Raw genomic sequence first — 14,375 nt, 5'->3', positions numbered from 1 at the left:
GAGATAACGACAAGCTCTACTGACAGATAGCTTGGTTATGTTTTTTTCTTCAATAACGCGTTGCGTTGCTTTTTTGTAATACGTACCCCGAAATCTTTATCAAGTACATCGACTATCGTTTCAAAGAATTGTGCTTTTATCTTGGTATCTTCTAGCTCTTTTTCGAGGGCTTTGATTTTTTGCTCGGGTGTTAAATCATTGGGTTTAGACATAAGGGGAAGCTCATTCATATGATTGGGTGTACCTTTACTCCAATCTAGTTGACCATATCGGCGAAGCCAAGTTAAAACGGTTGAAGCACCTTGAATACCGTAGTGGTCTTGCGCTTGTTTGTAAGTACATTCGCCTTTTTCTACTTTATCAACGACGGATAATTTAAAGGCAAGTGAATAATCTTTTTGTGTACGCTTAGTTATTGGTTTCATTATCTTCTCCAAATTTAAGTTGGAAAAGTGTCAACCTTATTCAGGACGGGTCACTGACAATAAAAAAGCCTGCAACTAGCAGGCTTTTTTATTTTGAGTATTTTTTAGTTGGCGTAAGGGTCAGCCTTTATTTCATCAACTTTCCAAACCCCTTTTTGTTTGACCATTTCAACCGTCTTCATATCTCTTAGTACTCGGCCATCATATGTACCATCAAACATCACATCTACATTGGCTTTAGTTGCGCTGTCTAATCTTACTGAGCCACTGCGGGTATCTTTGTTTACCACTATATTAACCTCATCGTACTTCATATTGAGGATATGACGTTGTACCGCTTTCGATGTTTTGTAATGTTGCATTATGCGTGCGGTTCTTGGTGTGGTGTATTTTAATGCTTGATCTAAATTTTTTTGATTGTACAAAGCATCAAAGAATGCAAATGCGACTTCATATGGGCCATCTTCTTGAGCCTTTTCTGTCTCTGATTTACCGCATGCACTTAAGGCGAGAATGCAGATGTATAAAACAAACACTGGCTTTAGCCAAGTGAACGAAAGCAGTTTACTAGATGACAATCGCATATCGATTTCCTTACTAAGAGTACTCTTCGATTCTGTTCTTAAAGCAGAAATATGTAAAGGCCGTAACAACAAATCGTTACAAATAAGTAAAAATTATAGTAGGAATGGAAGAAATTGTTAGTTATTGATTTTTCATTATTTTTTAGAAGGTTGAAAACAAAAAAGCCGAGTGAATACTCGGCTTTTTAACAATTAATTCAAGCGAATTATTACTGTTCTAACTCGTCTTCAGAGAAGAAGCCAGCGAATAACGGGCTAGACAAGTAACGCTCTGCTGAGCTTGGCAAGATAACCACAATGTTCTTATCTTTGTTCTCTGGTAATTCTGCTAAACGCTTGGCTGCAACAACTGCTGCACCAGAAGAAATACCCGCTAAGATACCTTCTTCTTTCATTAAGCGGTGAGCCATTTCGATTGCTTCGTCGTTACCCACTTTTTCAACTGAGTCAACTAAATCTAAATCTAGGTTGCCTGGGATGAAACCAGCACCGATACCTTGGATTTTGTGTGGACCTGGCGTTAAGTCTTCACCTGCTTTTGCTTGTGAGATAACAGGAGAGTCTGTCGGCTCAACAGCAACAGATTGTAAGTCCAAACCTTTGTCATTTTTAAGGTAACGGCTCACACCTGTGATTGTACCACCTGTACCGACACCTGCGATGAAGATATCTACTTTACCTTCCATTGAATCAAAGATTTCAGGGCCTGTCGTTTTAACGTGGATCTCTGGGTTAGCAGGGTTTTCGAATTGCTGTAATAACACGTATTTGTCATCTGATTCAGCAATTTCTTTTGCTTTAGCAATTGCGCCACCCATGCCTTTAGGGCCTTCAGTTAAAACAAGGTTTGCACCTAATGCTTTTAATAACTTACGACGCTCTAAACTCATCGTCTCAGGCATAGTCAATGTTAACTTGTAACCACGTGCCGCTGCTACGAAAGCTAAAGCGATACCTGTGTTACCTGAAGTCGGTTCAATTAACTCTTTACCTTCAGATAAGATGCCTTGTTTTTCAGCTTCCCAGATCATGTTAGCACCGATACGGCACTTTACGCTATAGCTTGGGTTACGTGATTCGATTTTTGCAAAAACATTACCACCAGTTACTTTGTTTAATTTAACTAGAGGTGTATTACCGATAGCTAATGAGTTATCTGCGTATACAGTCATTGTTAGCCTCATTCCTTTTTTATGTTGAATGGAAAAATATTTTTTAGATTCGATTTAGCTTAAACCCATCTGTCATAAACAGAAGTGCTAATTTGTTATAACAAATGCTAAAACCTGTTAAATGTTTACAGGGGTTCTGTACAGCGTAATAAACAGGTGAGTTTTCAGATTAGAGGTCGTTGCTGAATCTGACAAGTGTTTGCACTGGGCAAACACTTGTTCTGTCAAAGCGGGTTAGTTCAAGTATGCGTAAACCGTGTTAAAGGCTTGTTCTTGCATAGGTTTAAGCCCTGTTGCTTTGAAAGCGATAGGCAGCGGGTTGCGTTTCATTTTTTCTTTGATGTCACTTGGTTTTATCAGTGCAACATCTAACTTTTCTGAAAGCTGCAGGGCGGCTTCCATTTTGAACGTTGCTCCTGGGCCTGCAAATTTGCCTTTTAATGGACGAGCAAGTATGACAACTTTTTCGATTTGATAGTCAGCCATTAATTTTTCGAAGGCAAATTGAAACTCTTTTAAACCTTCTTCTGATTCCTGATCCGTAAACGCAATTTTAGGTACACGGGTATTGTGGATATCAAATAAGCCTTGGTTATGAGACAAGACTGCAATTACGGCTTCATTGTTTTTTAGCTCAACGCCACAAATTCTCATTAGTATTTCCTAACTATCTTCACTTTCGACAATTATACGTACTTATAGGCTAAGCGCGTAATTAATTTTACTTTTTACTTGGGTTTGTAAAATTATATAAAGCTGACAACTTCAGCCTTTTTGTTTTGTCCAAATCAACAAAGCCAATGCCGTTTTTAGTATTAAGTTTCCAGAGTGTAACAGCGTTATGCCTTTGTGTACTTTCCAACCTAGACTTAGCGTCGGCTTAAGTGATTGAACTGCTGTGTTCAAAATACTATTTGTGGAGATTTAAATGGCTAGCAACTTACTTGCAACTTTCTGGGAGATGTTCGAAGACGACACGGCTGCGGCAAAAGAAGTGGCAACCGTCTTTTGTGAGTACATTCCTGAAGTGTTGACGGATATACACAATGCAGCGCAAGGTGATGATAAACAGAACCTTGTGGATTTATTACATCGTTTAAAAGGTAGCATAGGTTATTTAGGTTTTACTGAGTTAAGCGCCAAGATTATTCAACAAGAAAAGCACGCCATTGAACATGGTGAGCTCAATGATGATGGCACTATGCCAGAGATTCAAACCGAGCTAAATGCCATCATGCAAGAGATGTATCGCACTGGCCTGGTGATCTAAACCTTTATCCCTCGTTTCTCCTTCTGTACTGGAGCGGTTTGGTTACCGCTTCAGTCTTTTCTTTTGATGACAGACTGAAAATCCACCTATAACGGCCTGTTTACGCTGTTTCTTTAAGTTTACGCTTTATCTGGCGCTCTGTTCAAAATCCGTTAATTATGCTTTTAACCGGTGACCTGTATGCGTTTAAAGGTTTTAAATCTGCATAAATACCCGTTTACCGACTATTTTTGCGATTTAGCTGATTTTTGGCAAAAAATTGCATTTAATTAAAACAAAGCAGGTTATGCTTTGGCATAATGCAGTTGACCAATTTAATAACCTTGTTTGGAGACAAGAACTAATGACACAAGCAAATCTTACACGCGACACTTTTGATCAAGTAATGATGCCTAACTATGCACCTGCAGCTATGGTGCCTGTGCGAGGTGAAGGGTCACGCGTTTGGGATCAACAAGGCAAAGAATATATTGATTTCGCCGGCGGTATTGCCGTGAACTGCCTTGGTCATTGTCATCCTGAATTAGTGAAAACGCTAACTGAACAAGGTCAAAAGCTTTGGCACGTTAGTAATATTTGGACTAATGAGCCCGCTTTATCGTTAGCGACAAAATTAACAGACGCTTGTTTTGCTGAACGCGTTTATTTTTGTAACTCAGGTGCGGAAGCTAATGAAGCTGCACTTAAGTTAGCAAGAAGATGGGCCGTTGATAATTTCGGTGCTGATAAAGACCAAATTATTTCGTTCAAGCAGGGCTTCCACGGCCGTACGTTTTTCACTGTAACTGTTGGTGGCCAACCAGCATATTCAGATGGCTTTGGTCCTAAACCAGGCGCAATTGAACACGCTGAATTTAACAACCTAGCTTCTTTAGAAGCGCTCATCTCTGATAAAACCTGCGCAGTAATGATTGAACCATTACAAGGCGAAGGCGGTGTTTTACCTGCTGATGAAGACTTCTTAAAAGGCGTACGAGCATTATGTGACAAGCACAATGCGTTACTCGTTTTTGATGAAGTACAAACAGGTTTTGGCCGTACAGGTCACTTGTTTGCTTATCAAGCATACGGCGTAACACCTGACATTTTAACGTCTGCTAAATCGTTAGGTGGTGGCTTCCCAATCGGTGCCATGTTAACAACAACCGCTGTTGGTAAAAGCTTAGGCTTTGGTACCCACGGCAGCACGTATGGCGGTAACCCATTAGCTTGCTCAATTGCTGAAAAGGTACTCGACATCGTAAACACTGAAGAAGTGTTAGGTGGAGTAGCTCACAAAGAAGCATTGTTCAGAGCAGAGCTTGAGCGCATTAACGAAAAATACGGCATTTTTGAACAAGTTCGTGGTAAGGGCTTGTTACTGGGCTGTGTTTTAACACCTGAATATCACGGTAAAGCACGTGACTTTATTGCAGCAGCAGTAGAGCAGGGGTTAATGATTTTAGTCGCTGGACCTAATGTATTGCGTTTTGCGCCGTCATTAGTGGTAAGCGAAGACGATATCAAACAAGGCTTAGCACGCTTTGAGCAAGCAATTGCTCAAGTGGTTTCGGCTTAATTTATTGAAAGGCTGCGCGTCTTTGCGCAGCCTTTTTTTAATGCTGGTCGGGCCGGTGCAAGCTCAAGGTAGTTTGTATGTTATTGATTCGACCAATACAGAAACAAGATTTAGACAACTTACTTGTAATTGCACATGACTCAGGTCATGGCTTCACCTCTTTACCCGCCAATCGGGAGTTACTTGAGAATAAAATTAAACGTTCATGCCAATCAATTGAGGCAGACGTAGGTGCACCTGGCGATCAGGCTTATTTATTTGTTCTCGAAGATACTGAACAACAGAAAATCGTTGGTACTTGCGGTATAGAAGCAGCCGTTGGGTTAGACGATGCGTTTTATCATTACCGTTTGAGTAAAGTCGTTCACTCTTCACGAGAGTTAAAGATTTACAACACGGCAGATGTACTGACACTTTGTAATGACTACACAGGGGGCACTGAAATTTGCACCTTGTATTTAAGCCCAGATTACCGCGATGGCTTAAACGGCCGGGCGCTCTCTAAAGTTCGCTTCTTATTTATGGCTGAGCACATCAAGCGCTTTAGTCAGCAAGTATTTGCTGAAATGCGAGGCGTATCTGATGATGATGGGGTCTCCCCATTTTGGCGTTGGTTAGACAATCATTTCTTCTCTATGGATTTTCCGACCGCTGATTACTTAACGGGGATCGGCAACAAGCAGTTTATCGCTGAGTTAATGCCCAAGTATCCAATTTACGTCAACTTGTTATCCAATGATGCGCAAGCGGTTATTGGCAAGGTTCACGAAAAGACAAAACCCGCGCTAGCCTTGCTTGAACAAGAAGGCTTTGAATGGCGAGGCTATGTCGATATTTTTGATGCAGGCCCCACAGTGGAAGCCAAATTAGAAGAGATAAAGAGTGTTAAAAACAGTCAAAAGGTAAGCGTTGAGCTCAACGACACCAGTCAAGTGTCAGAGCAAGTTGAAGCTGTTCCTTATTTAGTTGTTAACACCCATTTAGAAGATTTTCGTGGTTTGGTGGTTTATAGCGAAATTGACGCTATTGCTAAAACTATTTCAATGACCCAAGAGCAAGCGACCGCTTTGAAAGTGAAATCAGCCGATACGGTTCGCGCACTCAAACTTGCTTAATTTGGAGGCAATATGTCATCTAAGCATTCTAATTTATTTATTGATGGCCAGTGGCTATCTGGTCAGGGGCATTGTTTTGAATCAATCGACCCTTGTAAACAACAAGCTATTTGGGCAGGTAATAGTGCGACACCTGAACAAGTTGACTCTGCGGTCAGTGCTGCTAGAGGTGCATTTGAGAGTTGGGGGCAAACTGATTTTGAAGTGCGCTTAGCTTTGGTTGAGCAATATGCTGAGCTTATGGCCCAGTGCAAAGACGAATTAGCCTTATTAATAGCACAAGAGACTGGTAAACCTATCTGGGAAACAAAAACAGAAGCGGCAGCTGTTGTAGGCAAAGTGAAGTTATCCATTTCTGCTTATCATCAGCGTACGGGGATTATCGAGAATCCAATGCCTGGCGCTAAAGCGATTACTCGCCACAAGCCTCATGGTGTGGTTGCTGTTTTTGGCCCTTATAACTTCCCTGCTCATTTACCAAATGGTCATATTGTACCTGCGTTATTAGCGGGTAATTGTATTGTGCTTAAACCTAGTGAACTAACACCTAAAACGGCTGAGTTTATGGTTAAAGTTTGGCAACAGGCCGGTTTGCCAAAGGGTGTTATTAACCTTGTCCAAGGTGAAGTTGAAACTGGTAAAGCACTGGCTAGTCACAAGTTGATTGATGGTTTGTTTTTCACGGGTAGCTCTCAAACCGGAAGTATTTTACATCAGCAGTTTGCTCATTCTCCGGAGAAAATTTTAGCATTAGAGATGGGAGGGAATAACCCGCTTGTCGTCGATGAAGTAACGGATATTCCTGCTGCTGTTTATGCCATTATCCAATCGGCGTTTATTTCTGCCGGTCAGCGCTGTACTTGTGCTCGTCGTTTGTTTATTCCTCAAGGCGATGCAGGTGATACACTCTTAACCGCTTTAGTCGAAGCGACAAAGGCAATAAAAGTGGCTCATTATGATGCCGAGCAGCAGCCTTTCATGGGGTCGTTAATATCTGAAGCCGCAGCTCTTAAGATCATAGATGCGCAAAATGAGTTAATTGCACAAGGAGCTGAAGTATTAACCGAGGTGGTTCAATTAGAAGCGGGTACTGGTTTACTGAGTCCAGGCATTATTGATGTCACTAATATTGAATCTTTACCTGATGAAGAAGACTTTGGTCCATTACTAAAAGTGATTCGTTATCAAGGTTTTGACAACGCAATTACTCAAGCTAACGATACCCGTTATGGTTTATCAGCAGGCCTATTGAGTGATGACCCAGCGAAATGGCAATTGTTCTACAGTCGTATTCGCGCGGGTATTGTCAATTGGAATAAACCTATTACAGGGGCCAGTGGTGCTGCGCCATTTGGTGGTGTGGGATTAAGTGGTAATCACAAGCCAAGCGCATTTTATGCTGCCGATTACTGTGCATATCCTGTGGCCTCAGTTGAGGCTGAGCAATTGGCCGTTCCAGAAGCATTAACGCCGGGTGTGACGCTGTAGTCCACCCAGGAATCATTAAACAAAGGCTGTTAGAAGGTAAGAAAATGCATAATAGTGTCGATGCTTTATTTACAGGGTTATGGCAAGATTTTTGTCAACATGCGCCGAGTGCAGAAAAAATTCATGCTCTGTTGGCTTCAAAGAATGAGGCGATCGTTAACGACCATATCGCTTTGCGTACCTTTAACTTGTCGCCAATCGGCTTAGATACACTGGCTGCGCATTTTTTACATTTAGGCTATCAAGCTAAAGGTGAATATCACTTCAAAACGAAGAAATTATATGCGCGTCATTTTGAGCACCCTGATCCACTTCAGCCCAAAGTGTTCATCAGTGAGTTATTGGTTGAGCAAGTCTCACCACAGCTGCAAACTTTGATTAAAGGTAAATTAGCTAAGCTTGATTCAGCATTGACTCAACAAGATAGCTTTCTTTATTCAGGCCGAGCATGGGATTTATCGACAGAGGAATATCAACTTGCCAGTCAAGAGTCTGAGTATGCCGCTTGGCTATTAGCTCATGGTTTTAGAGCTAATCATTTTACAGTTTCTGTCAATCATTTAACCGCTTTTGAGCAGCTCAGTGAGGTCAATGACGAATTGAAACAAGCGGGTTTTGCATTAAATAAAGCCGGCGGTGAAATTAAAGGCGGAGCAGATGTGATGCTCGCTCAATCATCAACATTAGCAGACGTAGTTGATGTGCATTTTGCTGATAAAACTATGGCCATACCGGGTTGTTTTTACGAGTTTGCGCAACGTTTTAGAAATAAAAAAGGTCAGCTATACACTGGATTTGTTGAAGCATCTGCCGATAAAATCTTTCAGAGTACAGATCAAACATAAAAGTTACACAAAAGTCGCTTAGTGTTTATTCTGCCTGATAATGATTCAGTGGCTTTGCAAATACGCCATAGGCCAACCATACTGAATCTTAGTTTGATAGATATTTGAGGTTTTTTGATGGTTACTGAGTCACAAGCATACATAGAGTTAATTTCCTACTTCACGGAAAATTTAGATATGTTTGAACAGTCAAGCGACTCCACGTTAGACAAGACGCTAAGAGATCTCGTCGAAGAACACATTACCGAAGAGATGATTAACTTTTTTGGTCAGCATGACGAGCTCGATTCAGATACGCGTATGGATGTGGTGCGTGAAGTTGATTCTATCGTGACTGACCTTGAAGAATTTCTGGCACGTCGTCTTGAACAAAAAGCATCTCCACAACAAGAAGCTTTTATTGTCGAGTACTCTGGCTTAATAAAAAACCTATTTGATTCTTTCTTTATAAAATAATTTGCTTTAACTGGCTGCAATTAATGTATTGCGGCCACTGTCTTTTGCTAAATAAAGCGCCTTATCTGCTGCACTGAGTAGCACTTCTTTAGTTCGACCATTATTTGGATAAGTTGAAATACCCAGCGAAATAGAAACAGCTAATGGGGCTTTGATCCCTTTAATTATTTTATCATTTGCTACACAAGCTCTGAGTTCTTCGCCTTTTCTCATTGCTTGCTCAAGGTTAGCTTTTGGTAAAATAACAATAAACTCTTCACCACCGTAACGGCATATCGTATCGCCTAATCGACAATTTCGCTTCAACCTATCAGCTATCTCAGCCAAGACAATATCACCTACACCATGACCGAAAGTATCGTTGATCGGTTTAAAGTGATCGACATCAATCATAATGAATGCAATTGAGCTTTTATCCCGTTCAGCACGCGCCAACTCTTTATCAATGGCATCAGACATATGTTGGCGATTATAAACCTGTGTCAGAGGGTCTATAATAGCCTGCTGGATTAAATCTTGTCTCAGCTGAATATTTGCTAACCCTGAGCTGAGCTGCCTAGATAATGAATCGAGCATGGGTTTTTTAAAATCCAAGCTATGGTGGTGAGTTTCTGTATTATTGACGACAATAAACCCCAATATCCGGCTCTGATGAGTCAGTGGAACAGATATCCCTGGCGCATCGAGTAACAAGGCTTCATCGTTGAGCTCTTTGGGCCAAATAGATTCATTTGACCCCCAGTGGGCTTTTTTAATTAGTGAATCAGCTTTATCAAATAAGAAAATAGCCCCATGGCTGAGTGGAAATATTTGGTAGCACAACCTTGCTGTATCAGTCAGAGCTTGGTGCTCATTGTCGGTATTTTGTAAAATATCGGCCAGTTTATTAAGGGTGAGTACATCGGCATACGTTTCTTCTAGCTGGCTGATACTTTCAATCAAGGATTGATTTACTTCACCAATTTCTTGAGTGCGTGCTTCAACTTCTTGTTCTAAATCCGTTTGGTAACTTTTTAGCTTTAACTTCATTTCAAAGCTTTCAACCGCAGCGTGAATTGTCTGTAAAAAGTCTTTGAAATCAAATGGTTTAATGATGAATTTATATATGTTAGCAGTGTTGACTGAGTCGACAATGGCATCTAAATCGATGTAACCTGTCACTATCGTTCTTGGGGTATCGGGCAATAAACCTTTTATTTCTTTAAATAGTTCTACCCCTGTCATTTTGGGCATTCTTTGGTCGGATACAATGCAGGCGAGTTTTTCGGGCTCTTCGAATTGCGTTAATTTATCCAAGGCCTCTTGACCATTAGCGGCCGATATTATCTCGTAATATGGAGATAAAATATTAGACATGACCTCTAAATTAGCTGGTTCATCATCAACTAAAAAAACGGTAAACCGCTTATCCAGTGAAACGGATGCTTGTTGAATTTTTTCTAACTGACTCTTTTTAAAAAAACTCATATTGTGCTCATGGGTTCATCGTCATTATTGGTAAACTCAGTGTAAAGCAGCTTCCTTTGTTGGGTTGTGAGGTGACAGCGAGTTGACCTTGATGATTGTCGATAATTTTAAATGTGATAGATAACCCTAATCCAGTGCCATCCCCGACTGACTTGGTCGTGAAAAAAGGCTCATAAATTCTTGCTATGACGTCTTCACTCATTCCGATACCATTATCTTGAAATTCGATATTTAATTTTTCACCTTGAATATAGCTATTAATTAAAAGCTGGCCTTTAAAATTGGCTTCACTTTGCTTTTGTTTTTCAGCAATCGCTTGGCAAGCATTAACGATTAAGTTCATAAACACTTGGTTTAATTCTGCTGGATGACAATTAATTATAGGATCAGATGCCAGTTGTAGCTGAATATCTGCAATATCGGCATATTGCGTTCTGACTAAATTAATTGTCGTTTGTAGGTGTTCACCGATAGCAACGGTTTCTTTTTTGGTTTGGCTTGAGCGCGTAAAGGTTCTTAAATCTTTGACTATGTTACTGATTCGATCAGTACCTTGATTGACGGTATTTAAGTGATGCTGTAAATCAGCAATTTGTTTTTTTATTGAATCGACAATGTCTTGATCGGCTTCATCGCCAGCCAGCTCAAGTAAAAAATCTTCAAATGCGTTTAGTTCATTCTTTAAAATCTGTACGCCACCACTTGCAAAGTTTGCTGGGTTATTGATTTCATGAGCAATACCGGCTGTTAAGGTACCGAGCCCAGCCATTTTTTCTGCGTGAACTAATTGCTGCTGGGTTTGTTTTAAATTACTCAGCGTTGATTCTAACGATTGCTTTTGTTTCTCTAGTTCTTCAGTTCGCTGTTTTACTTGATGGCTAAGTTGTTTTTGCTGCTCTTGAATTAAACTCATTCGCGAGCGGTAGTAGCCATAGCTGAGCAGCAAAACAGAGCTAATTGCTAATGTTCTAAACCACCATGTCCCCCACCAAGCCGGTTTTATCTTAACTGGCAGCGATATACCTTGTTCATTCCAAACCCCGTCGTTATTACTGCCTTTTACCTGAAATAGGTAATCGCCAGGGTCTAAGTTGGTGTAAACGGCTTCGTGTTTGGAGCCAATATAAACCCAGTCTTGGTCAAAACCGACAAGGCGATAGGCGTATTGATTCAATGATGAATGCAAGTAATTTAGGGCTGAAAATTCAAAACTGAACACACTTTGCTCATGATTGAGTACTACTTTATCTGCATAAGCTATTTGCCTATTCAGTGTGGACGCATTTTGTGAAATAGGTACGCTTTGGTTGAAAATTTTAAAGTCAGTTAAAACAATTGGTGGGAGTTTTTCATTAATTTTTATTTTCAGTGGATCGAAAAAGATTAAACCATCTGTACTCCCTAAATAAATTCGCCCATCTTGTGCGTGTAATCGGCCATTGAGGTTAAAGTAATCCGCAGATAAGCCATTCGTTTTGTCGTAAACCTTTATTCCGCCCGTGTCGTGATGGTAGCGATTAAGTCCTGTAGAGGTGCTCACCCACAAATACCCATTGTTATCTTCAGTAATGCCGACGACGGTATTACTCGATAAACCATCTCTCTCTCTAATGTGGGTTACATGACGTTTTTCTCTATCAACGAGGTTTAATCCGCCACCAAAGTTAGCTACCCATAGGCGCTTTTGGCTGTCTTCATAGATATCAACGACACCGCCTGAACCTATGTGCTGATGACTGAATATATCGTTTCCAAATATTCTTTCCGTTAGAAAGTCATTGCCATGTTTTGTAATGGTATAAAGGCCATCAAAAGTACCAAACCAAATAACCCCATCACTGTCTTGATAAATGGCTCTAATGGATTGCTCACCTAACCAAGGGCCTTGTAGCTTTTGTGTCTTGGCATCAAAACCAAATAAGCCATCATCAGATGATATCCATATAAAGCCCTGATTATCTTGGTAAATATTCCATATATTGCTGTTGGCTAATACTGGGAATACATTGTTCTCAAATGCGTTAGCTTTTTTGTTGTAGTAATTTATACCGTTTCTGTAGGTACCCAACCAAATATTGCCTGACTGCTCTGGCATGATAGATAAAATAATATTACTGCTGATAGATTGGACTTGATTAGGGATGTTGAGGTAGGTTTTTACTGATTTGGTTTTAGGGGTGTAGCGATTAATGCCTCCACCATCTGTGCCAAACCAGATATTGCCTTCGTGATCTTGAGCAATTGGGATAACCGAGTTTTTTTGTATATTTGAGTTGTCGGTATTTAAGTTGGTAAAACTGGTTTCTTTTTGTTTATGGAAAAAGTTTACTCCACCTTGATAGCTACCAAACCAAAGTGTGCCTGCATCATCTTCGAAAAAGCATATCGCTTCATGGCTGGAGAAGCTCGTTGAAAGCGATTTATCGTAAATATATTTGCTGCTGAAACCTTGCTCTTTCGAGAATTTGATAAGACCTGAATTTTCAGAGCCTATCCAAATTGTCCCTGTGGAATCTTGCTCGCTAAACGTAATAAAGTTAGTCGGCAGACTGGAGTTATCAGTGGTGAGTTGGGTTATCGAAAAGCTAATCGGGTCGATAACATAGATGCCATTGTCGAAAGATGAGATCCATACTTCATCATTGATAATGCTAGCATGTGTTGTCTTATTTCCTTTAAGTTGGTTATCTACCGAAAAATGTTCTATAAGTTGGTCTTTATGTATGTCGTACACAAAAATGCCATTGGAAAAGCTAGCGACCCATAAGCGATTTTGTTTATCGATGACCATACCACTGTATGAATGAACTATATTGGAATTTTCGTATTTGATATGGTGGGTTATTTCCCCAGTATTAGGGTCATATTTATCTAAACCGGCGTAAGTACTAAACCAAATGGCACCACTTTTATCTTCGATAATGGCATAAACAAAATTACTACTTAAGGTTTTATCATCAACAGGGTTGTGTTTGATGCGGCTGAAGTTATCCATGTGATGGTGGTATAAATTAACACCGCCACCTACGGTTGCTAACCATAAACGTCCTTGAGAATCTTTGTAGATTTCAGATATCAAATCGTGGCTAATAGAGTCTGTTTTGTCTATTTGATGGCGATAAACTTTAATTTTCTGACCATCGTAACGATTTAAACCTTCAGAAGAGCCAAACCACATAAAGCCTTTATCGTCTTGCATCACACTGTAGACGATATTACTGGCTAAGCCTTGTTGTTGATCTATTTGTCTGAAATGTACCTCTTGTGCAAAGAGCGAAGCACAAAAGAACCAAAATAATAGGGAAAAACCGCTAAACCGCATCGGATACTCGCTCTGATTAATCGAGTGTTTGGCGTCAAAACGCGTCAATAAATCGAATCTCAGGAGAAAGTATAGAAGTTAAATCCAGTTTTAGCTTTAGCGTTAATAATAAAGTGATGGGTGTGTTGTGCCTAGCACAGAAGTTTGAGCGGGTGAAAAGTTGGAGATAAAAAAGGCCACTTCTGTGGCCTTTTGGGATGTGATTGACCCGTCCTGAATAAGGTTGACACTTTTCCAACTTCAATTTGGAGAAGATAATGAAACCAATAACTAAGCGTACACAAAAAGATTATTCACTTGCCTTTAAATTATCCGTCGTTGATAAAGTAGAAAAAGGCGAATGTACTTACAAACAAGCGCAAGACCACTACGGTATTCAAGGTGCTTCAACCGTTTTAACTTGGCTTCGCCGATATGGTCAACTAGATTGGAGTAAAGGTACTCCCAATCATATGAATGAGCTTCCCCTTATGTCTAAACCCAATGACTTAACACCTGAGCAAAAAATCAAAGCCCTCGAAAAAGAGTTAGAAGATACCAAGATAAAAGCACAATTCTTTGAAACGATAGTCGATGTACTTGATAAAGATTTCGGAGTACGTATCACAAAAAAGCAACGCAACGCGTTATTGAAGAAAAAAACATAACCAAGCTATCTGTCAGTAGAGCTTGT

General features: G+C 40.3%; 11 protein-coding genes and 2 pseudogenes. 7 read left to right on the top strand and 6 right to left on the bottom strand.

The features are described 5' to 3' along the window. The 4 genes and pseudogenes from HR060_RS18735 to HR060_RS18720 form a co-directional block, all read right to left on the bottom strand. Positions 1-425 (bottom strand): annotated as a pseudogene (locus HR060_RS18735) (IS3 family transposase); the annotation flags it as partial. A 104-nt stretch (positions 426-529) separates the two neighbouring features. After that, positions 530-1,009, bottom strand: a complete 480-nt coding sequence (locus HR060_RS18730; protein ID WP_174201808.1) for a nuclear transport factor 2 family protein — start codon at positions 1,007-1,009, stop codon at positions 530-532. A gap of 209 nt (positions 1,010-1,218) precedes the next feature. Then, positions 1,219-2,181, bottom strand: a complete 963-nt coding sequence (gene cysK, locus HR060_RS18725; protein WP_174201807.1) for a cysteine synthase A — start codon at positions 2,179-2,181, stop codon at positions 1,219-1,221. 234 nt (positions 2,182-2,415) lie between these two features. After that, entirely contained in the window at positions 2,416-2,835 is a 420-nt protein-coding gene (locus tag HR060_RS18720; RefSeq protein ID WP_174201806.1) for a DUF3010 family protein, read from the bottom strand. 274 nt (positions 2,836-3,109) lie between these two features. Between HR060_RS18720 and HR060_RS18715 the strand changes: the two genes are divergently transcribed. The 6 genes from HR060_RS18715 (at position 3,110) to HR060_RS18690 (ending at position 8,913) form a co-directional block, all read left to right on the top strand. Then, complete coding sequence (locus tag HR060_RS18715; protein WP_174201805.1) at positions 3,110-3,451, top strand: Hpt domain-containing protein; 342 nt, start codon at positions 3,110-3,112, stop codon at positions 3,449-3,451. A 343-nt stretch (positions 3,452-3,794) separates the two neighbouring features. Beyond that, positions 3,795-5,009, top strand: a complete 1,215-nt coding sequence (locus HR060_RS18710; protein ID WP_174201804.1) for an aspartate aminotransferase family protein — start codon at positions 3,795-3,797, stop codon at positions 5,007-5,009. Positions 5,010-5,086: 77 nt separating this feature from the next. Next, the gene (gene astA, locus HR060_RS18705; RefSeq protein ID WP_174201803.1) at positions 5,087-6,124 is read left to right on the top strand and encodes an arginine N-succinyltransferase; all 1,038 of its coding nucleotides are present in this window, start codon (positions 5,087-5,089) and stop codon (positions 6,122-6,124) included. Between the two features lie 12 nt (positions 6,125-6,136). After that, positions 6,137-7,612, top strand: a complete 1,476-nt coding sequence (gene astD / locus HR060_RS18700) for a succinylglutamate-semialdehyde dehydrogenase (protein WP_174201802.1) — start codon at positions 6,137-6,139, stop codon at positions 7,610-7,612. Positions 7,613-7,656: 44 nt separating this feature from the next. Continuing rightward, positions 7,657-8,457: a DUF1338 domain-containing protein gene (locus HR060_RS18695; RefSeq protein ID WP_174201801.1), complete on the top strand. Its 801-nt coding sequence runs from the start codon at positions 7,657-7,659 to the stop codon at positions 8,455-8,457. A gap of 117 nt (positions 8,458-8,574) precedes the next feature. Continuing rightward, positions 8,575-8,913: a DUF3802 family protein gene (locus HR060_RS18690; RefSeq protein ID WP_174201800.1), complete on the top strand. Its 339-nt coding sequence runs from the start codon at positions 8,575-8,577 to the stop codon at positions 8,911-8,913. 6 nt (positions 8,914-8,919) lie between these two features. Here the strand turns inward: HR060_RS18690 and HR060_RS18685 are convergent, their stop codons facing one another. Together HR060_RS18685 and HR060_RS18680 are read right to left on the bottom strand one after the other, a co-directional pair. Further along, positions 8,920-10,380 carry a GGDEF domain-containing response regulator gene (locus HR060_RS18685; RefSeq protein WP_174201799.1) on the bottom strand — a complete coding sequence of 487 codons (1,461 nt, stop codon included), beginning with the start codon at positions 10,378-10,380 and terminating at the stop codon, positions 8,920-8,922. Positions 10,381-10,387: 7 nt separating this feature from the next. Further along, a complete protein-coding gene (locus tag HR060_RS18680) occupies positions 10,388-13,702 on the bottom strand; it encodes a two-component regulator propeller domain-containing protein (protein WP_174201798.1) in 3,315 nt (1,104 codons plus the stop codon). A gap of 257 nt (positions 13,703-13,959) precedes the next feature. Here HR060_RS18680 and HR060_RS18675 point away from each other — a divergent pair. Further along, a pseudogene (locus HR060_RS18675) lies at positions 13,960-14,346 on the top strand (IS3 family transposase); the annotation flags it as partial. Positions 14,347-14,375: the final 29 nt, after the last annotated feature.

It is taken from the genome of Marinifaba aquimaris (genome assembly GCF_013328345.1).
In the GTDB taxonomy this organism is placed as follows: domain Bacteria; phylum Pseudomonadota; class Gammaproteobacteria; order Enterobacterales; family Alteromonadaceae; genus Marinifaba; species Marinifaba aquimaris.
The sequence above is the reverse complement of the archived record's forward strand: the minus strand, read 5'-3'. Positions and strand labels throughout refer to the sequence as shown.

Bases quoted from the DNA above. Each gene is read 5' to 3' on its own strand.
- HR060_RS18730 (WP_174201808.1), bottom strand. From the start codon at position 1,009: ATGCGATTGTCATCTAGTAAACTGCTTTCGTTCACTTGGCTAAAGCCA.
- cysK (WP_174201807.1), bottom strand. From the start codon at position 2,181: ATGACTGTATACGCAGATAACTCATTAGCTATCGGTAATACACCTCTA.
- HR060_RS18720 (WP_174201806.1), bottom strand. From the start codon at position 2,835: ATGAGAATTTGTGGCGTTGAGCTAAAAAACAATGAAGCCGTAATTGCA.
- HR060_RS18715 (WP_174201805.1), top strand. From the start codon at position 3,110: ATGGCTAGCAACTTACTTGCAACTTTCTGGGAGATGTTCGAAGACGAC.
- HR060_RS18710 (WP_174201804.1), top strand. From the start codon at position 3,795: ATGACACAAGCAAATCTTACACGCGACACTTTTGATCAAGTAATGATG.
- astA (WP_174201803.1), top strand. From the start codon at position 5,087: ATGTTATTGATTCGACCAATACAGAAACAAGATTTAGACAACTTACTT.
- astD (WP_174201802.1), top strand. From the start codon at position 6,137: ATGTCATCTAAGCATTCTAATTTATTTATTGATGGCCAGTGGCTATCT.
- HR060_RS18695 (WP_174201801.1), top strand. From the start codon at position 7,657: ATGCATAATAGTGTCGATGCTTTATTTACAGGGTTATGGCAAGATTTT.
- HR060_RS18690 (WP_174201800.1), top strand. From the start codon at position 8,575: ATGGTTACTGAGTCACAAGCATACATAGAGTTAATTTCCTACTTCACG.
- HR060_RS18685 (WP_174201799.1), bottom strand. From the start codon at position 10,380: ATGAGTTTTTTTAAAAAGAGTCAGTTAGAAAAAATTCAACAAGCATCC.
- HR060_RS18680 (WP_174201798.1), bottom strand. From the start codon at position 13,702: ATGCGGTTTAGCGGTTTTTCCCTATTATTTTGGTTCTTTTGTGCTTCG.